At 46.4% G+C, this 19,691-nt stretch carries 19 protein-coding genes; all 19 read left to right on the forward strand.

All coding sequences use genetic code 11. The annotated features are described in order from the left end of the window. Nucleotides 1-113: 113 nt before the first annotated feature. The 19 genes from hslO (at nt 114) to NLX78_RS24480 (ending at nt 19,669) form a co-directional block, all read left to right on the forward strand. Entirely contained in the window at nt 114-998 is an 885-nt protein-coding gene (hslO, locus tag NLX78_RS24390; protein WP_254351764.1) for an Hsp33 family molecular chaperone HslO, read from the forward strand. 20 nt (nt 999-1,018) lie between these two features. Further along, entirely contained in the window at nt 1,019-1,951 is a 933-nt protein-coding gene (locus tag NLX78_RS24395; RefSeq protein ID WP_254351765.1) for a peptidyl-prolyl cis-trans isomerase, read from the forward strand. Between the two features lie 250 nt (nt 1,952-2,201). Then, nucleotides 2,202-3,140, forward strand: a complete 939-nt coding sequence (gene cysK, locus NLX78_RS24400) for a cysteine synthase A (protein WP_061831241.1) — start codon at nt 2,202-2,204, stop codon at nt 3,138-3,140. 126 nt (nt 3,141-3,266) lie between these two features. Next, on the forward strand, nt 3,267-4,889 hold the full coding sequence (locus NLX78_RS24405; RefSeq protein ID WP_254351766.1) for an anthranilate synthase component I family protein: 1,623 nt from the start codon (nt 3,267-3,269) through the stop codon (nt 4,887-4,889). 5 nt (nt 4,890-4,894) lie between these two features. Next, nucleotides 4,895-5,470 (forward strand): aminodeoxychorismate/anthranilate synthase component II, encoded by a 576-nt coding sequence (gene pabA / locus NLX78_RS24410; protein WP_254351767.1) that lies wholly within the window; start codon nt 4,895-4,897, stop codon nt 5,468-5,470. 3 nt (nt 5,471-5,473) lie between these two features. Further along, complete coding sequence (locus tag NLX78_RS24415; RefSeq protein ID WP_254351768.1) at nt 5,474-6,370, forward strand: aminotransferase class IV; 897 nt, start codon at nt 5,474-5,476, stop codon at nt 6,368-6,370. Continuing rightward, entirely contained in the window at nt 6,367-7,233 is an 867-nt protein-coding gene (gene folP / locus NLX78_RS24420; RefSeq protein WP_254351769.1) for a dihydropteroate synthase, read from the forward strand. The genes NLX78_RS24415 and folP overlap by 4 nt, the downstream gene beginning before the upstream one ends. A 44-nt stretch (nt 7,234-7,277) precedes the next feature. Beyond that, nucleotides 7,278-7,640, forward strand: a complete 363-nt coding sequence (gene folB, locus NLX78_RS24425; RefSeq protein WP_023986457.1) for a dihydroneopterin aldolase — start codon at nt 7,278-7,280, stop codon at nt 7,638-7,640. Nucleotides 7,641-7,649: 9 nt separating this feature from the next. Next, nucleotides 7,650-8,198 carry a 2-amino-4-hydroxy-6-hydroxymethyldihydropteridine diphosphokinase gene (folK, locus tag NLX78_RS24430; RefSeq protein WP_254351770.1) on the forward strand — a complete coding sequence of 183 codons (549 nt, stop codon included), beginning with the start codon at nt 7,650-7,652 and terminating at the stop codon, nt 8,196-8,198. Next, complete coding sequence (locus NLX78_RS24435; RefSeq protein WP_025719314.1) at nt 8,150-8,350, forward strand: helix-turn-helix domain-containing protein; 201 nt, start codon at nt 8,150-8,152, stop codon at nt 8,348-8,350. Before folK ends, NLX78_RS24435 begins: the two co-directional genes overlap by 49 nt. Before the next feature lie 44 nt (nt 8,351-8,394). Next, nucleotides 8,395-9,423: a tRNA dihydrouridine synthase DusB gene (gene dusB / locus NLX78_RS24440; RefSeq protein WP_250259961.1), complete on the forward strand. Its 1,029-nt coding sequence runs from the start codon at nt 8,395-8,397 to the stop codon at nt 9,421-9,423. A 214-nt stretch (nt 9,424-9,637) separates the two neighbouring features. Further along, complete coding sequence (gene greA / locus NLX78_RS24445) at nt 9,638-10,114, forward strand: transcription elongation factor GreA (RefSeq protein ID WP_013308160.1); 477 nt, start codon at nt 9,638-9,640, stop codon at nt 10,112-10,114. Between the two features lie 110 nt (nt 10,115-10,224). After that, on the forward strand, nt 10,225-11,745 hold the full coding sequence (gene lysS, locus NLX78_RS24450; protein ID WP_254351771.1) for a lysine--tRNA ligase: 1,521 nt from the start codon (nt 10,225-10,227) through the stop codon (nt 11,743-11,745). 90 nt (nt 11,746-11,835) lie between these two features. Continuing rightward, nucleotides 11,836-13,173 carry a TrkH family potassium uptake protein gene (locus tag NLX78_RS24455; RefSeq protein WP_254351772.1) on the forward strand — a complete coding sequence of 446 codons (1,338 nt, stop codon included), beginning with the start codon at nt 11,836-11,838 and terminating at the stop codon, nt 13,171-13,173. 293 nt (nt 13,174-13,466) lie between these two features. Beyond that, nucleotides 13,467-14,000, forward strand: a complete 534-nt coding sequence (locus tag NLX78_RS24460; protein WP_235306860.1) for a hypothetical protein — start codon at nt 13,467-13,469, stop codon at nt 13,998-14,000. A 460-nt stretch (nt 14,001-14,460) separates the two neighbouring features. Beyond that, nucleotides 14,461-15,231 carry an enoyl-ACP reductase FabI gene (gene fabI, locus NLX78_RS24465; protein WP_013308164.1) on the forward strand — a complete coding sequence of 257 codons (771 nt, stop codon included), beginning with the start codon at nt 14,461-14,463 and terminating at the stop codon, nt 15,229-15,231. Between the two features lie 12 nt (nt 15,232-15,243). Then, nucleotides 15,244-16,704, forward strand: a complete 1,461-nt coding sequence (locus NLX78_RS24470; protein ID WP_053324333.1) for a class I adenylate-forming enzyme family protein — start codon at nt 15,244-15,246, stop codon at nt 16,702-16,704. Nucleotides 16,705-16,748: 44 nt separating this feature from the next. Further along, nucleotides 16,749-17,972, forward strand: coding sequence for an aldehyde dehydrogenase family protein (locus tag NLX78_RS24475; RefSeq protein WP_254351773.1), 1,224 nt, complete (start codon nt 16,749-16,751; stop codon nt 17,970-17,972). Then, nucleotides 17,969-19,669, forward strand: a complete 1,701-nt coding sequence (locus NLX78_RS24480) for a thiamine pyrophosphate-binding protein (RefSeq protein WP_165179773.1) — start codon at nt 17,969-17,971, stop codon at nt 19,667-19,669. The genes NLX78_RS24475 and NLX78_RS24480 overlap by 4 nt, the downstream gene beginning before the upstream one ends. The last annotated feature ends 22 nt before the right edge of the window (nt 19,670-19,691 follow it).

The raw sequence follows: 19,691 nt of genomic DNA on the forward strand, positions 1-19,691 counted from the left end.
CGTGATCTGTCGATGCAGGTTGTTTATATAATAGGAAATTATGCTTCAATGATGAGCCATACTAACGAAAATAAGCAGCATAGCTGTCCTGGAGAATAGGGGAGGATATCAATATGGAAAATAAGCAGGATCGACTTATTCGTGGCACAGCCATGGATGGAAGGGTTAGAGCTTTTGCTGTTCGGACAACTCAATTGGTAGAGGAATTACGGAGAAGACATGATACGTATCCAACGGCTACCGCTGCTTTAGGGCGAACCCTCACAGCAGGTGCTATTATGGGTTCTATGCTAAAAGGCAAAGAGCGATTGACCATTCAAGTTAAAGGTGATGGACCGATTGGGCAAATCGTCGTTGATGCCAATGCTGTAGGGGAAGTGCGAGGTTATGTTACTGAACCGCATGTGCATTTGCCGAGCAATAATATGGGCAAACTGGATGTAGCGGGTGCCGTAGGTACAGAGGGTTTCATTCATATCATCAAGGATTTGGGGTTAAAAGAACCGTATCGCGGCAGTACTCCGATTATTTCCGGTGAACTGGGTGAGGACTTTACCTATTATTTTGCCAAATCGGAACAGACCCCGTCAGCAGTGGGCTTGGGTGTGCTGGTAGATACGGATAACTCGGTTATTGTGGCTGGTGGATTTATTATTCAGTTGCTTCCAGGCTTGAATGATGATGAGATTACTGCGATCGAAAATGCAGTCAGCTCCATTCCACCCGTTACTGCTTTGCTGGATCAAGGGTTGGAACTTGATGAAATGCTGCGCTGGATGCTGCCGGACGTTCGGATTCTCGATGAATTGGATATTCATTTTCAATGTGAGTGTTCACGTGAGCGCGTGGAAAAAACATTGATCAGTTTGGGAGAAAGCGAATTAGAGCAGTTAATTGAGGAAGAAGGACAGGCTGAGGTCGTATGCCACTTTTGTAATGAGGCTTATCAGTTTAATAAAGATGAATTGCAAAATCTGTTAGATCAAGCCAAAGCCTAACCGGATGGGCGGTGCAAGCGATGACTACACGGGAAAAAGGATTATGGACAGCTGTCATTATTCTGACCGTTAGCGTCGCCGCCTTGGGTGGTCTTATCATGCTTCGGGGGCTGTCAAAGCCGGGTGATGTAAGCAAGGATGACGGCGATCATACTGTGGCGGAGATGGGTCAGGAAGGCATATCGGAGGAACAGTGGGTAGCGGAACTGAAAAAGCGATATGGAACCAATACGCTGTTGCAAATGTTGAATCGTAAAGCCGTGCAGGCTGAAACCAAGCGTCTCGGTATCAAGGTCACCCAAGAGGATCTACAGCAGGTGCTGGAGCAGGATAGTAAAGGGTATGACTCAGATCATGCCTATTTTGATGAAATGCAGCGACAGTTTGGCTTAGGTCCGGTTGATTTGCGGAATGAAGCGGAATACCGGATTGGTTTGGAGAAAATAGCCACGCAGGGTATTCAGGTTCAGGAAGCTGAGATTGACGAGTATTGGGAGCAGCATCCTGAGGAATTTGCCGTCGGTAAGCAGATCCAATTGGCAGCTCTTTATGTAGATAATGCGGAGGAAGCAGAAGCGTTGCTAGATCGGGTTAAGCAGGGGGAGAGCTTCGATGTGCTGATTCAAGAGCATGCAGGTAAGCCTTTCGACAAAGATAGCAGTGGACAGCTGGGATGGGTGGATGAATATGATCCATTGCAACCGGAGGCGATCATGAAGGCGGCGAGAGAACTAAGCTCTGGGGATGTTGCAGGTCCGATCTCTGTTAACGATGGCTATGCTGTCATTTATGTACAGGATGTAAGGTTGAAGAATTCTCCGGATAAGCAGCAGATCCGGCAGCAAATTCGCCGATCTCTTGCGCTTGCACAAGCCGCTCCTTTGGAAGAGGTCGAGAAGGGTCTGCGTGATAAATATGGAGCGCGTATTTTATCTGGAAAGAATACATCCTAAGCTTCTCTGTAACGTAGTGAAAGAATATTGGTTTGAAGGAAGCCCGATGCTGATAACGCGGGTTGACAGCATCGCGGCTTATTCACTCGTATTGACATTGGAATTGAAGATTGTTATGATTAGCGTATAAAACCAACTATTTTTATCGGAAATTAATGAACGGCACCAAATTAAAGTAATTGACTAAGAATAATCTACAATATGATTTCGCAATTTTTAATATATCATCTACAGTCAGGGAGGAATTATCATGGCTAAAGTTGTTAATAACATTACCGAACTTATCGGAGAAACACCCCTCGTTCGCCTCAACCGGATCGTACCGGAAGATAGCGCCGAAATCTATTTGAAACTGGAATATCAGAACCCAGGCTCCAGTGTAAAAGATCGTATTGCGATTAGCATGGTAGAAGAAGCTGAACGTGAAGGTTTGCTTAAGCCAGGCGGTACCATTATTGAAGCAACAAGCGGTAATACAGGAATCGGCTTGGCTATGGTAGCTGCTGCGAAGGGCTATAAGGCAGTCATCGTTATGCCAGAAACGATGAGCATAGAGCGTCGTAATTTGTTGCGTGCTTATGGAGCCGAGCTTGTGTTAACACCAGGATCAGAAGGCATGAATGGGTCCGTTAAGAAAATGGAAGAATTGCTGAGTGAAAATCCGGATTATTTTGCTGCTGAGCAGTTCAAGAACAAAGCTAATATCAAAATTCACCGTGAAACGACCGGTCCTGAGATTGTGGAAGCCATTCGTTCCATTGGCGGAACTCTGGATGCTTTTATAGCGGGAATAGGCACTGGCGGAACCATTTCTGGTGCCGGAGAAGTGCTTAAGAAAGAATTCCCTGATATTAAAGTTGTGGCTGTAGAGCCCGCCTCTTCCCCGCTGTTAGCAGGCGGTAAGCCAGGACCCCACAAGATCCAAGGGCTGGGTGCCAACTTTATTCCTGAAATTTTAAACCGTGATATCTATGATGAAATTATTCATGTAGAAAACGATGAAGCTTTCGAGGTAGCACGTAGAGTGGCCAAGGAAGAGGGCATTTTGTCCGGTATTTCATCTGGCGCGGCTGTTCATGCGGCTTTGAAACTTGCTAAGCAACTGGGCAAGGGTAAACGGATCGTTGTCATTGTTCCAAGTAATGGAGAACGTTACCTGAGTACGCCACTATACAATTTCGAGCTGTAATTATGTCGTAATTGTGTATACTATACGTAAGGATTCCCTCATTTCCCTGTTGCAGGGGGGTGGGGGTTTCTTTTTAAGGAGAGAATGTAGACTTTTTGAAAAGTAGGGAAGGGGAAGCACACACGGATGAAATCGACAGCTAGAGTGACGGAGGCGCAGTGGCAGGTTTGGCAGGAGGAAGGCTGGAGCATACTTCCCTATATCGCTGAGTACCCATTACCTGTGGGAGGGCTACCGTCATCGTGGCGGAAGGCTTGGGAGGATTCGTCGCCATATGCCTTTTTGCTGGAGAGCGCTAAAGGTGGGAGGTACACCTATCTGGCTTTAAATCCGGTTGCTATATTGGAAGGCAAGGGAGAACATGCAGTTTGGACCGATTTGCAAAATGGGAAACATGGAGATATACATGGTCAACCTTTGAAAGTCATGAACAACTGGATCGCTCCTTACCGTGCACCGCGTGTACCTGGCATGCCTTTTTTCTCCGGGGGATTTGCGGGTTATCTTGGCTACGATGTAGCTCGCTCGTTGGAGCGTTTGCCATCTCAAGCTGCAGACGATACGGGCATACCTGATTATGTATGGATGAGGGTGGATGAGCTATGGATTTATGATCACGAAAAATCCTGCATATATTGTGCTGTTCATATGCCTGCTCCTGCGCATTCCGATAAAGTCAGCCGTGATACCGATTTGACCAATCCCGTTAAACGGGATGGGCCAAATCCCATACTTTGCGAGCATTATGCGGAAGCTGCCCAACGTGCAGAACGTATGCTGATTCAGTGGAATAACATCATAAATGCAGGAGAGATTGATCCTGCGTACCCTCGTCGTTGTGCTAGGCTTGCCGAAGAGGGGCTAGAGGCTGCTCATCAAGAATCTGATGGTTGGACAGCGGCATTCAACCAACAAGATTTTGAACATGCCGTGAAACGTGTGCAGGAATACATTGCCCAAGGGGATGTATTCCAGGTTAACTTGTCGATTCGTCAGCAACGTGCGCTTACAGCCCTCCCTGAAAATATATATGAATGGCTTCGTCTGCTGAATCCTTCCCCTTATATGGGTATGCTGCGTATGCCAGATTTACGGATCGTCAGTGGCTCGCCAGAATTGTTGGTGAAGCTGGAGGATGGACGTGTGAGCGCCCGACCTATTGCAGGTACGAGAAGAAGGGGGCTAACACCGGATGAAGATGCCGCTATGGCAGCAGAGCTTCTATCAAGCGAAAAAGAACGCGCCGAGCATATTATGCTCGTCGATCTGGAGCGTAACGATATCGGACGGATTGCTGAATACGGATCGGTGCATGTGCCTGAACTGCTGACTGTCGAATACTATTCGCACGTTATGCATCTGGTATCTCAGGTTGAGGGAAAATTAGCCCCGGGTCGTACAGCTATAGATGTAATTGCTGCTACCTTTCCAGGCGGAACCATTACCGGGGCACCCAAGGTGCGCACCATGGAAATCATTGAAGAATTAGAGCCCGTTCGTCGGGGTCCTTATACAGGGTCCCTTGGATGGATTGACTATAACGGCAATATGGAATTAAATATTATAATAAGAACACTAGCTGTTAAAGGCAGCACTGCCTATTTACAGACTGGTGCGGGGATTGTCATTGATTCAGACCCGTACAGGGAATATCGGGAATGTCGGAACAAGGCCAGAGCTGTCATGAAGGCGGTACAATGTGGTGAAGAAGAAGCTGCTTTGAGCAGAAGCGGTATTACAGGAGGGTGAGTCGTATGATTTTGGTGATTGATAATTATGATTCGTTTACGTACAATCTTGTTCAATATTTGGGTGAACTTGGCGAAGAAGTAACCGTAAAACGGAACGATGAGATTGATGTAAAGGGCATAGAAGAGCTGGCACCAGAGCATATTTTGATCTCGCCGGGTCCATGCACGCCGAATGAGGCGGGGATATCACTGGATGTGATCAGCCATTTTAAAGGTCGCATTCCGATTTTTGGCGTTTGCCTCGGCCACCAGGCCATCGGACAGGCTTTTAGCGGTAAGGTTATCCGGGCTGAACGACTCATGCACGGTAAAACATCACCGATTCTTCATCACAATACATCGGTATTTGAAGGCTTGCCTTCTCCGTTCACAGCAACCCGGTATCACTCATTGCTGGTGGAGCGCGAGAGTCTGCCTGAGTGTCTAGAGATTACCGCAGAAACCGCGGAAGGTGAAATTATGGGTTTGCGGCATAAAGAATTTGCCGTAGAAGGAGTTCAGTTCCATCCAGAATCCATTATTACGGATTACGGGCATCAACTATTACGCAATTTCCTAAAACGCAAGGTAGGCGTCTGATTCATGAAATATATCGGAGTCAACGGCGTCCTCACGGATGCCGCAAAAGCCGTGATTCACGTAAGTGATCACGGCTTTTTATACGGAATGGGCTTGTTTGAAACATTCCGCACCTACAAGGGTGTCCCATTCTTGCTGGATCGGCATCTGCATCGACTGCAGGAAGGTTGCCGAATGCTCGGCATTCCTTTTCAACCGGATGAGGAGCAGCTTACGAGACACATCCAACATCTGATGGTGGCGAATGGACTGGATGAAGCCTATATCCGCTACACCGTATCAGCGGGCGAAGAGGTGCTAGGATTGCCGACGGGGGACTATACGCGCCCCAACCATATTTTGTTTGCGAAACCGTTGCCCTCTACCCATACACAAACCGGGCAATCCATTTCCCCATCGGCGCTTCAGTTGTTGCGAACCCGCAGAAACACTCCAGAGGGTGAGGTTCGTTTAAAGTCGCTCCATTATATGAATAATATTCTTGCGAAGCGGGAACTTCAGCAGTATGCCGAGGCTGTCCGTTATAAGGCTGAAGGAATGATGCTTACGGCGGATGGTTTTCTGGCAGAGGGAATGGTCAGCAATCTGTTTTTTGTGCGGAATAATACGCTGTATACCCCTGACTTGTGTACAGGGATTCTGCCAGGCATTACGCGTGAATTCATTTTGGAGCTGGCGCATCTGCGAGACATTCCTTGTGAGCAGGGGTTGTACCGCTGGGACGAGCTGAAACAGGCTGATGAAATTTTTATGACCAACTCTATACAAGAAATACGGCCCGTGGATTTGTTGTTGGGGCCGGGAGGAGCAACGAACCATGTATCGGTTCCCTTGACACAGCCCAGGTCCATAACAGCTTTGCTGTTGCACGATTATAGACAGAAAGCAGGGATCAAGTGAACATACCGACCCTTTATCAACGTAGTTACCGAATGGGGGATGCCGAGCTTACGCTCGGACACTCCACACAGATCATGGGTATACTGAATGTGACCCCAGATTCATTTTCCGATGGAGGATTACATTATAGTCCCGAGATTGCTGTTTTACATGCATTGAAGCTGGTGGAAGATGGAGCCGATATCATTGACATTGGTGGGGAGTCTACCCGTCCGGGGCATGATCCGGTAGGTGTGGAAGAGGAGCTGGCACGGGTCATTCCGGTCGTCCAAGCCATCCATCGCATTGCACCGCACATTCCGTTATCTGTAGATACTTACAAAGCCGAAGTAGCCAGGCAGGCGCTTGAAGCTGGCGCACATATCATTAATGATGTGTGGGGGTTTAAGGCAGACCCTGATATGGCGCGTGTAGCTGCGGAATTCGATTGCCCGGTCATTTTGATGCATAATCGTCATGATCGTAATTATAGTGATTTGGTTTCTGATATGCTGTCTGATTTGAAAGAGAGTATCCGATTAGCGCTGGATGCGGGGGTACGTGAGGAACAGATCATTTTAGACCCAGGCATCGGTTTTGCCAAGGATTATGATGAAAATATCCATGCCATGACTTCTCTCGATACATTGAGTCAGCTAGGCTTCCCACTGTTATTGGCTACGTCACGCAAAAGATTTATTCGTACAGCACTCGATTTGCCTGTGAATGATGTAGTGGAGGGCACGGCGGCTACTGTTGCTTTTGGCATTGCTCAAGGGTGCCAGATTGTGCGTGTACATGATGTGGCACAAATCAAGCGCACCGTACGTATGTGTGATGCGATGGTGTACGGGTCTAAAAATGCACTGAGTTATGGTGGTTGAGCCTATTTAGAAAAATCTAATAAAAAACAGGGGGTCTACCCACGATGGATAAAATGGTTTTGCATCGTATGGAGTATTACGGATATCATGGCGTTTTTCCAGAGGAGCGCAAGCTGGGACAGCGTTTCTATATTGATTTGGAACTGGAGCTTGATCTGCGTGAAGCGGGTGAGCAGGATGCTTTGGACAAAACGGTTAATTACGCCGAGGTGCATTACACCGTTAAAGATATTGTAGAAAAGGAATCTTACCAATTGATTGAAGCTTTGGGCGAACGTATTGCATCTTCCCTACTGGACACTTATACTAGTGTCAATGCACTGACTGTCAAAGTCACGAAGCCGCATCCGCCGTTTGATATTCATTTTCAAGGCGTGACGGTTGAGCTTTATCGCGCAAGAAAGTAGGAACGATACATGAATGCACATTCGACCTCTGAGGGATCAGAGGCTTATATTGCTTTAGGGGCTAATTTGGGGGAGCGTGAGCATACCCTGTATGAAGCCATTACGGCGCTGGACGAACATCCGGTTATACGGGTGCTGCGGTGCTCCAGTCTGTACGAAACAGAACCTATTGGGTATCTGGATCAACCTTCTTTTTTGAACATGACGGTAGCCGTATCTACAACACTTGCTCCAGAGGAGCTTCTGGTATATATGCTGGAGGTGGAGAGTCGTCTGGGGAGAGTAAGACATATTCCTAATGGTCCACGAACCATTGATCTGGACTTGTTATGGATGGGAGCGGCGCAACTGGCTACACCGGATTTGGAGCTTCCTCACCCTCGTATGTTGGAGCGTGCTTTTGTGCTGGTTCCTTTGGCTGACATCGTTCCGAACCAAGATCCGTCCGGTCTGTACAGTATCGTGCATACTGCATTGAATTCTGTGGATGGAAAGGACGGCATACAGCTTTGGAAAACATGCAGCTGGCGCAACGACTCCGCGCCTTTCGGAAGCTAAAAGGGTTCACACAGCAGGAGTTGGCAGAACGTACTGGTATATCTTTGACTGTATTAGGTGCTGTGGAGCGAGGCAATCGTACAGTAGACCCAGACATGCTGAACATCATCGCCCAAACGCTAGAAATTGAAGTCCGGGAACTGACGGAATGACGATAAGTGACGATACAAAAGAAAGAATAAAGGGGTGAACAAATATGTTGAAAATCGGCGATATTGAAATGAAAAACCAAGTCGTTCTGGCTCCGATGGCAGGCGTGTGCAATCCTGCTTTTCGCTTGATCGCCAAGGAATTCGGTACAGGCTTGGTATGTGCAGAGATGGTTAGTGATAAGGCCATCATTCACGGCAACAAGCGTACACGTGAGATGCTGTTTGTAGATGAGCGCGAGAAGCCGCTTAGCTTGCAAATTTTTGGAGGCGACCGCAAATCTTTGGTGGAAGCGGCGAAAGTCGTAGACCAGGAGACGAATGCAGATATTATTGACATCAATATGGGCTGCCCGGTTCCCAAAGTGACCAAATGTGATGCAGGCGCTCGTTGGCTGCTTGATCCAAACAAGATTTATGAGATGGTATCGGCGGTAGTGGAATCGGTAAGCAAGCCGGTTACCGTGAAAATGCGTATTGGTTGGGATAGCGAGCATATTTATGCCGTAGAGAACGCTCGCGCTGTTGAACGTGCCGGAGGTCAGGCCGTTAGCGTACATGGCCGTACACGGGAGCAACTGTATACGGGACATGCGAATTGGGATATTATAAAAGAAGTTAAAGAAGCAGTTTCCATTCCTGTAATTGGAAATGGTGATGTGGCATCACCGGAAGATGCTCGCCGTATGCTGGATTTGACCAATTGTGATGGCGTTATGATCGGACGTGGTGCTCTGGGGAATCCGTGGATGCTCTACCGTACGATTGAGTACCTGCAAACGGGCGAGCTGTTGCCCGATCCTTCACCGGAAGAAAAAATTCGTATTGCCATTCTGCATATGGATCGTCTGGTTGCATTGAAGGGTGAAGCAGTGGCTGTCCGTGAAATGCGTAAACACCTGGCTTGGTACCTCAAAGGGTTTAAAGGTTCTGCACGTATTAAGGATGTCATTATGGAAGAAACAAAGCGCGACGATATGGTACGCATTTTGGATCAATTTGTATCTCAATTGCACATGGTAGATAACGATGAGCCTTCTACAAGCGCTGCTTCTCCTGCTGCTGTTGCGCAATAAGGAAGCTGTTCCGGCCTGTGCACGCGATTGACTTTTCCAATTGCTTGCCCTATAATCGTTCAGTATAAAATCTTGATGTATGCTACAAATTGTGTGCAGCTCTCAAGACAACAGCAGGAAATGTTCTCATTCCCTCAGAGTGGCATATTATGTTTTGAAAGCGTGCATTCCGATGCACTTTTAAACTTTTCCCATGACAGGAGAATCGGTTAAGATGAGCGATAAAGAAGTCATTCTGACACAGGAAGGTCTTAGAAAGCTCGAAGATGAGCTTGAGAACTTAAAGTCTGTCAAACGCCGCGAAGTGGCTGAACGGATTAAGGTAGCCATCGGATACGGAGATATTAGTGAAAACTCCGAATATGAGGATGCGAAGAATGAGCAGGCCTTTATTGAAGGCCGTGTAATTACGTTGGAAAAGATGCTACGCAATGCCCGCATTATCAATAGTGATGAAATTGACACCGATGTTGTGGGAGTAGGCGCGACTGTGACTGTTGAAGATTTGGAATTCGGAGATATTACAGAGTATGCTATCGTAGGTTCAGCCGAATCTGACCCGCTACAAAACAAGATTTCGAATGAAAGTCCGGTTGGCAAGGCAATTCTCGGTAAGAAAAAGGGAACTGTTGTGGATGTCACCGTTCCAGCAGGCGTTATTCAATATAAAATCGTGGATATCAAGAAATAAGACACGGACTTTGGAATTTAATGTAAAAGCTTCCTTGTGGAAGCTTTTTTTCTCTACACCCGGACGGACCCCGGCCCGTCTATTCATATTGAAGGAGCTGATTTAGCACCATGTCGGATGAAACTACTAACCAGGAATCACAAGAAAATCGCGAGGAATTAAGTGAACTATTGCAAATTCGCCGTGCCAAATTGGACGAGCTTCGCTCATTGGGCATTGATCCTTTTGGACGCAAATACATACGCACGGCTGAAGCGGGCGTACTACTGAGCAAGTATGACAGTTTGACTAAGGAAGAACTGGAAGAAAAGAATATTGAAGTTAGCATAGCAGGCCGTATTATGGCTAAACGTGTGATGGGGAAAGCCAGCTTTGCTCATATACAGGATCTTAGCGGACGTATTCAAATTTATGTTCGTCAAGACACGGTACCTGAATCCAAATATAAAGCATTTGGTATTTTGGATCTGGGCGATATTGTTGGTGTTAAGGGTGTGCTCTTTAAAACCAAAACAGGCGAAACGACAATCAAAGTGCTGGATATTGAGGTCTTGTCCAAATCCTTGTATCCATTACCAGAGAAATATCATGGCCTGAAGGATGTTGAATTGCGTTACCGTCAGCGGTATGTCGATTTGGTTATGAACCCTGAAGTACAAAAAACGTTCATTACACGGTCCCGTATTATTCAATCCATGCGTCGTTATCTCGATTCGCTCGGCTATTTGGAAGTTGAAACTCCAACATTGCATTCTATTGCTGGCGGGGCGGCAGCGAAGCCATTTGTTACGCACCATAATGCATTGGACATGCAGCTTTATATGCGTATTGCTATTGAACTCCATTTGAAACGACTAATTGTCGGCGGAATGGAGAAAGTATATGAGATCGGTCGTGTTTACCGTAATGAAGGTATTTCGACCCGCCATAACCCTGAGTTTACGATGATTGAGCTGTATGAAGCGTATGCTGATTATAAAGATATCATGCAATTGACGGAAAACATGGTTGCACATATTGCGCAGGAAGTACTGGGCACACAGCACATTCAATATCAAGGCCAGGAAGTGGATCTGACGCCGCAATGGCGCAGAGTCTCCATGGTTGATGCTGTTAAAGAAGTAACAGGCGTAGACTTTAGCATGCAGATGAGTAATGAAGAAGCTCATCGCCTTGCGAAAGAGCATAAAGTTTCGGTTGAACCGCATATGACATTTGGCCATATTCTGAATGCATTCTTTGAGCAGTTCGTAGAGGAAACGCTTATTCAACCGACCTTTATTACTGGACATCCGGTTGAAATCTCACCGTTGGCCAAGAAAAACGAACAAGATCCGCGGTTTACGGATCGCTTCGAGTTGTTCGTGGTTGCTCGTGAGCATGCGAATGCGTTCACTGAGTTGAATGATCCAATCGACCAGCGCCAACGTTTTGAAGCACAATTGCTGGAACGTGAGCATGGTAACGACGAGGCGCATGAAATGGATGATGACTTTATCCGCGCCTTGGAATACGGGATGCCACCAACAGGTGGACTGGGCATCGGCATCGATCGTTTGGTTATGTTGCTGACAGATGCGCCTTCCATTCGCGATGTGCTGCTTTTCCCGCATATGCGTAACCAACAGTAGAATAACATAACATTATGAATATAGAGGATCAGCCGGGCTTCCCGTGTCTTGTTCCTCTTTTTCATAAGAACGGATGGAGAGAATACTCTAATGAAACGCAGCGTCAAGCTTAGTCGGTTCGCATCGCCTCCTTTTATATTGGTCATCGGATATTTATTGATTATTGCATTGGGTACTTTGCTACTGATGCTTCCTGTTGCCAATCATAGTGGTCATGCTCCGCATTGGATTGATTCGCTTTTTACGTCCGTCTCAGCCGCTTGTGTCACAGGACTGGTTGTTGTTGACGTCGATTCAACGTATACGATGTTTGGCGAAACCGTCATTTTGGTGCTGATGCAGCTAGGCGGTCTGGGGTTTATGACCTTAGCGACCTTGTTTGCGCTGTTGTTGGGGCGGCGATTATCGTTAAAGGATCGGTTGCTGCTTAAGGAGGCTATTAATGCCGATAGCATGGAAGGGATCGTGCGTATTATTCGCAAGGTGCTGATCTTTTCTTTTACCATTGAGGCGATAGCTGCCGTCGTCTTGGCTTTGCGGTGGATGCGAGAGATGCCTGTCGGACAAGCGATCTATTATGGAATATTCCATTCCGTATCCCTCTTTAATAACGGGGGATTCGATCTGTTTGGGACTAGCTTCCAACAGTACGCTGGAGATTTTGTTTTTAATATGATTGCATCTGTGCTCGTTATATCTGGAGGCTTGGGTTTCCTTGTACTTAGCGATTTGTTCGATTTTCGCCGTACCCGAAGACTGTCTCTACACTCCAAAATGGTGCTTAGCGTGTCGGGAGTGCTCATTGTGATTGGTGCGCTGGTTATATTTATTTTTGAGTTTACCAATGCACGAACCTTGGGCTCGTTGAACTGGGAAGGCAAAGTATATGGAGCGGTCTTTCAATCGGTCTCCACGAGATCATCAGGTACGAGCACAGTCGATATCAGCGGGTTAAGACAGGCAAGTCAGTTTTTTATTATGTTGCTGATGATTATCGGTGCTTCTCCGGGCTCCACGGGAGGAGGAATTAAAACGACTACGTTCCTGCTTATGGTAGGTGCGCTAATCGCCGTCATGCGAGGACAGAAGGAAATTGTGTTTTTCCGCCACAGGGTCCCTAACGATATCATGATGCGGGCGCTGACCATTATTGTACTGGCCCTATTTATATTCTCGATTGTGGTTGTACTGCTCCTAATGACAGAGGATGCCCCATTTCTCTCCCTTGCATTTGAGGCTGCTTCCGCAATCGGAACGGTAGGCTTGTCCGTAGGAGTAACGCCAGGATTGTCTGATGCAGGCAAGCTGATTATTTGTGTGACCATGTTTATTGGTCGGATTGGTCCTCTTACGATTGCCTATGCCATTCGTCCACGCTCGACCAAGACATTGTACCGTCGTCCCGAAGGGCATATTGTAATTGGATAGTGTATCTGTAGAAAAGATGTACCCGTGCTGATTAGCATAGGTACATCTTTTTTTATTTCAGATCATCATAATTCTTTATGGGTAGCATATCATGTAAAATGCCCATTTTGAGAACAAAACGAAATGTTCTGAACAGATACAGTTTTTCGCAGAAAAAAACGGCTATTTGTTTCCTTTTATGTAATTATAGACAAAATACTAGGAATATTATGTATAATATTGTATGATAGTGGGCATGAAAGGGGGATAGTTTTGGTAAATACCAATTTCTAATTTGAAAGGAATCATCTATTATGTATTTATTTATTATTAGTGCTGAAGTTTTATTTTGGGTTTTTGTTGTTGCAGGCTTGATCGCAAGGTATATGTTTGGCTTGAAGAAGTTAGGCGGTCTTCTTTTACTATTTACCCCCATTATTGATATCCTGTTACTGATTGCGGTGTTCATCACGGTGAAAAGTGGCATGGAGATTACGACTGCTACTGGCTTGGCGGCCTGTTATTTTGGTATTACAGTAGCATTTGGTCATAGGTTAATTAAGTGGGCGGATGTACGGTTCTCCCATTGGTTTGGTAAGGGACCCAAGCCTGAACGCAAGTATGGTGCTGCTCATGCAAAAGAGGAACGGATAGGTTGGTTGCTTCACCTTTTGGGTTGGGCTATAGGTAACGCTTTGTTGCTCGCCATCATTGTATATGTTAATGATCCTCAGCGTACGATGTCTTTGGAGGGCATTATGCAAACATGGGCAATCGTTCTGGCAATCGACTTTGTTGTCTCCTTTAGCTATACTTTAGCTCCCAAAAAACAAAAGCGTAGTCTATAAAGGTTAAGGCTTACACTTAGATGATATCTGGCTGGTCACTCAGGATGTTCAAATCGGAAGAGTCATTGTTGGTGAAAATGAAGTGGTTACTTCCGGTAGGGGGGTGATTCTGTCATCGTAATGTAAATATTTACAAAAATATGCGGATTTTATGTTTAACTCGCTTTGACAGTCACCTTGTTTTTGCCTCGCTACCTTTTTTCACACACATGTATTCCTTTCGATTTGAACACAGACCAACAGGAGCAACACAACTATTTCTTGTGAGATGACAGACAGCATACACGATGTGTTACACAAATTTTAAAATAAATTTTGTGATTTGCCTAAAACGTCGCCTATCCAAGTTTGGCAATTAACGCGATAATATTCCAGGAAAGATTACATATGTCTATAAATGTAGACATACGCAATTAAGTTGTTATTTTGTTTAAAAATGTAAAAAAGAAAGGTGGTTTCTGTGGCAGTACTACTGAGCGGTAAGAACATTTTGATTATGGGCGTGGCTAATAACAGGAGTATTGCCTGGGGGACAGCTCAATCTTTAGCTGCTGAAGGAGCACAGCTCATTTTTACTTACGAAAATGAGAGGGTTGCAGAGCGGGTACTAAAGCTCGTTGAAACCATTCCGGGAGCACTGGTCTGTCCTTGTAATGTACAAAGCAATGAAGAGCTTGATGCATTAGCGGATTTTCTAAAAGAAAAAGTAGGCGTATTGCATGGTTATTTTCACAGTGTCGCCTATGCTAAGGCTGAGGATTTGGATGGCTTGTTCGTTGACACTTCTCGCGAGGGATTCGCTGTTGCCCAAGAAATCAGTGCCTATTCTCTGGCTGCTGTATCCCGTCGAGTATACCCGCTGATGACAGAGGGTGGAAGTATCGTCACCATGACGTATATTGGCGCAGAACGAGCGATCAAAAATTACAACGTTATGGGTGTGGCGAAGGCTTCACTGGAAGCCAGCATGCGCTATCTGTCGAATGATCTGGGCACATATGGCATTCGTGTAAATGCGATTTCCGCTGGTCCGATACGGACCTTGGCTGCCTATGGCATTAAAGATTTTAACACAATGCTCAAACATATTGAAGAAACTACGCCCCTACGCAAGACGGTTGATACGTCGGAAGTCGGAGATACGGCGTTATTCCTATTTTCCCATTTATCGAGAGGCATTACGGGTGAAGTTATCCATGTAGATGCTGGATACCATATTACGGGGATGTAAGGAGGGAACGTTGTGCTTATTACGCATACGGATTGCCGTATTATCTCACCTGAAGGAGTTATGACTAGGGAGCGTCTGGAGCGAGACGTTACAATCTTCTCCCGGATGTTGACGCTCAGAGGAATTCCCGAAGACGGTAGAGTGATTCTGAAAGCGGCCAATTCCTATTGGTTTGTTGTGTCTCTGTTCTCCCTGTGCAATATTGCTGTTTCAGTGACTGTGGTGGACGAGCAGACTGTGCTCGATGAGGTGGCCCAAATCTATGATGAAGCGGGTGCCTGTTGCATCCTTACGGATTCCGATTTAGAACTTCCTCATGCTCTCGTTATTCTGATTCAAGATCTGATTCAAGAAGAAGCAGTACACCCGGATTGGGTGGGAGAGCCAAAGCTTGAAGCCCTCGACTTTAGCAAGTGGTGCGAGAGGTCAGATGCGCTCATTCTGTATTCTTCAGGTACGACGGGCAAACCCAAGGGAATCGTGAAAGCTGGTTCAGCTTTTATGGAGAATATCAGGCATTCCATACACGCCATGAACTACCTACCGTCTGACCATATGCTCCCCGTTGTGCCTTTTTCTCATTTTTATGGAATCTCACTTATCTTCTCCTGGTGGTTAACTTCATGTTCTCTCATCATCTGCAATCCAAAAAACCTCTGGAGCGTCATTGCAAGTATTACGAAAGACCGGGCGACGGTCGTAGACGCTAACCCCTCTGCTTTTTACACCTTGTTGCGTATGCTAAACCGAAAACCCGAACAACTGGAAATGGTCAAGGAAGCTCCGGTGCGCATGTGGTGCGTAGGCGGTTCCCCACTTACCCAGGACCTTGAAGAGAAATTTAACAACATATTTGGACAGCCCCTGCTGAATGGTTACGGCCTTTCTGAACTGGGCAACGTTACGCTGGGGACGCTAGAGTGTCCGAAGGGTTGTGGCCTACCATTACCTGGTGTGGATCTGAAAATACTAGATTCTACAGGCAACCAGCAGGCGGACGGTATCGTAGGCGAAGTGTGGATACGCAGTGCTGGATGCATGGAAGGTTATCTAAATCGTCCAGACCTGACGCAATCCGTTCTACAGGACGGCTGGTTCAAGACGGGGGACCTGGGCTATCTGGATGACGGAATGCTGTATGTCATTGGTCGCAGCGGTAAGACGGTCAATCGGATGGGCTATATGGTCTCTCCAGTCTATATCGAGGACCGAATTGGTTCGCTAGGCTACCGATCCTGCGTGATTACCTTGGAGGATGAGGCTAAAGGGACATTGCTTGTCGCATTCATCGAAAGTGATTCCTCACAGGTCGTGCCTGTGCTCCGCAAAGAGATGAGTCAGGTACTCCCTTCATACATGTTTCCCGATCTTTTGCTTCCGCTCGATCATTTTCCTTTAAATCGCAATGGAAAAGTAGATCGTCTGGAGATGGAGCGTGTTGCTCTAGAGAAAGCTGCTTCTCGCAAAGCATAACAAGATATATACCAAAACTGCATACAGGAAAGGGAGAATGTGCCATGAGTATAAATCCAGAACTGGCAGAAAACACACTGTTTCTGAAAAGGCATGAATCTATTCTGAAATGCCTCAATTATTTGATTGAAAATCGGCAGGAAGTGATGGATATTCTCACGCAATTTTCATCCTATCGGGCCGCCAATGCAGAAATTGACTCCACGATCCTCACACTTCAAGGTGCTCTGCAAGAAGTTCAGACCTATCAGCCAAGCTGGCAACGATCTATGGCTGTATTTATGCCTTCCAACGTCATTTTGTACTCCTATGCATTATACCTCTTGATTCCGTCCCTGTACGTTGAAAATATAGACTTTCGCCCTTCTTCTCACGTAAACGAGTACGTCAACATGCTGCATGAAAAGCTTCAGGCTGTACACGGATTACCCATCTATATTCGTAAGGTCAGTCAAAGGGTTTTTATGGAAAATTCGGTTATGCCAGCTGATATTGTGGTGTTCACCGGGAGCTATGTCAATGCAGAGAAGATCAAAAAACAGATTCGAAAAGATCAGCTCTACATTTTTTACGGACAAGGACTAAATCCTTTCATCATCGGACCTGATGCAGATCTGGAGCTGGCGGTTACCGATGTGATCCGAATGAGATTGTTCAACTCTGGACAAGACTGCCTAGGCCCCGACATCATTCTGGTACATCAAGATGTGAGTGAGCATTTCAAAGATCTGCTGATTCAACAGCTTGACCAACTCGTGTTTGGAGCCAATGATGATCCGAACGCAAACTATACCCCTATATTCTATAAAGACACGCTATATTCGGTTTCCGAATATTTCAACACGAACGATAAGTTTATTATTTACGGCGGCGGCATTGATTTCCGTACAAAAAAGATGGAGCCAACGGTTGTATATAGTGAATTGGATCAGAATCTGGAGATTATTGAGTATTTTTCGCCAGTCTTCAATGTAGTTAGCTACCAAGACGACGAGCAATTGATCAAGCGTATTTCCTCCAGTTATTTCAGTGAACGTGCAATGGGTTGCAGCTTATACGGATCGGAGCACCTGACTGACGTTCTGCGAAAGAAGCACACGCTGACCATTAATCAGACGCTTGAGGATGTGGATCAAGGTAATAAGCCTTTTGGTGGATACGGCACGATGTCGAACTATATTTTTTACGATTTCAAGCTCATTTCGAAGCCAATCTTGATTTCAGAAATTGTCGCAGAATATTTGTCGGAAAAGAGGAGTTTGGTATGACTGCGAGCTTCTTTCCCTGGGATGCCATCATTGGCTACTTAAAATCGGCTGGGGTTCAGCATCTCTTTGGATTACCAAGTGATGATCTCAAAATCGTATCGTCACTTCCCTCATCCGGTATGGATTTTATCCTGTGCAAAGATCAACGTAATGCTGTGTTCATGGCAGCAGGTTATGCGCTCACCACCAACCAGATGTCCGTGTGTGTTGTGGGGAAAGGCCCTGCGCTCAGTAATACACTCACAGGGCTGCTGGAAGCCAAAAACCTGGGCGCTCCGCTCCTGCTTCTGGCGCTTGGCACTGGCGGAGACAAGCTGGGTACCCGATCCTTTCAGGAAGCGGATCAAATCTCACTCGTGAAGCCGCTCGTAAAATGGGCTTATCGTGTCGAGCATGTGGATCGGCTTGTATGGGCGATGGAGCGGGCTGCCTTTTTGGCTATCAATGGAGCACCGGGTCCTGTCTATATTGAACTCCCTGAAAATCTGATGGACCAGCCTGTGCCAACAGGGCTTCAGTTTACCCCACCAGAAAAGCTGTCGTGCTCTCCGTCTCGTCGGGAGTTGGATGCATCGTGGGGAATTATTGAGAACGCCCGCAGGCCACTCATTCTAGTCGGAGGCGGAATGAAGTCAGGTACAGGTGATGTGATTGAGCGGTTTGCTAACCAACATGGAGCGGCCTTGTTCGCAACCGCCTCGGGACGGGGTGTAGTTGATGAAGACCACGAACTCTTCTGTGGTGTTGCGGGACTCTATACAGATCTTAGTCTAAGACAAATCTGGAAGGAATCTGATGTGGTAATCACACTGGGCAGTCGATTGGAAGAAACGGCTACTTTTGAGTGGGATATTTTGCTACAGGATACACCTTTGATTCAAGTCAATGTAAATCTGGAGGATTTTGCACACGAGTACAGGGGTATCAAGGTGCTTGGTGATGGATATGCAGCGGTGGAGCAGTGGCTTGAACGGCGCGGCCAGGAGCCTGATGGAGTGTGGCTTGAAACGATTAGGAGCTGTAAACAGGAGGCTTTTTCTCACAGGGCTATTTATTTGGAAGAGCTGAAAAAGACCCCTGGAATCCACGTTCCTGAGCTGTTGGACATGATTCAGACGGAGTTTCCTGAAAATTTGGTGCTTCTTCAAGAGAATGGATTGCAGGATATGTGGTCCTATTTTTATCCATATTTTCGCTTTGCCCAGGGCTCTCTTTCGATTGTTCCTAGTGATCAAACGAGTCTTGGATTCGGTGCGGCTGCTGCTCTGGGAGCAAGCGTGGCAACACAACGTCCAGTAGTAGCACTCGTAGGTGACGGTGCGTTCAATCTCTTTTGTTCGGATTTTATGACGGCGGTGGAGTATCAAATACCGTTAATCTATCTCGTACTCAATAATGGTGGGTATGGTTGGTTACAGAATCAAATGAATTATAAGCATCTCACAGGGCAGTCCCTCCCGTTTGTTTCTGAGGCGGCCAAGACAGGAATTCAAATTCCTCAGTACGAGTTTGTGGAAAGTCTTGCAATTCGGAGTAAGGGAGAGGCACGGGAACAGCTTCAGCTTGCTTGGCAAAAGTATCAGGAGAACAAGCTTGTGATCGTCGAGGTATATGCTGATCTTGCGGATGTGCATGAAAAAATCAGTCATGTGTATGGCGACTTTCCTCTCTACGAGCAACAGGCTTCTAAGAATTAATTTCAACGAAGGACGTGGATAC

It is taken from the genome of Paenibacillus sp. Lou8.1 (assembly GCF_024213565.1).
GTDB lineage: Bacteria > Bacillota > Bacilli > Paenibacillales > Paenibacillaceae > Paenibacillus > Paenibacillus polymyxa_B.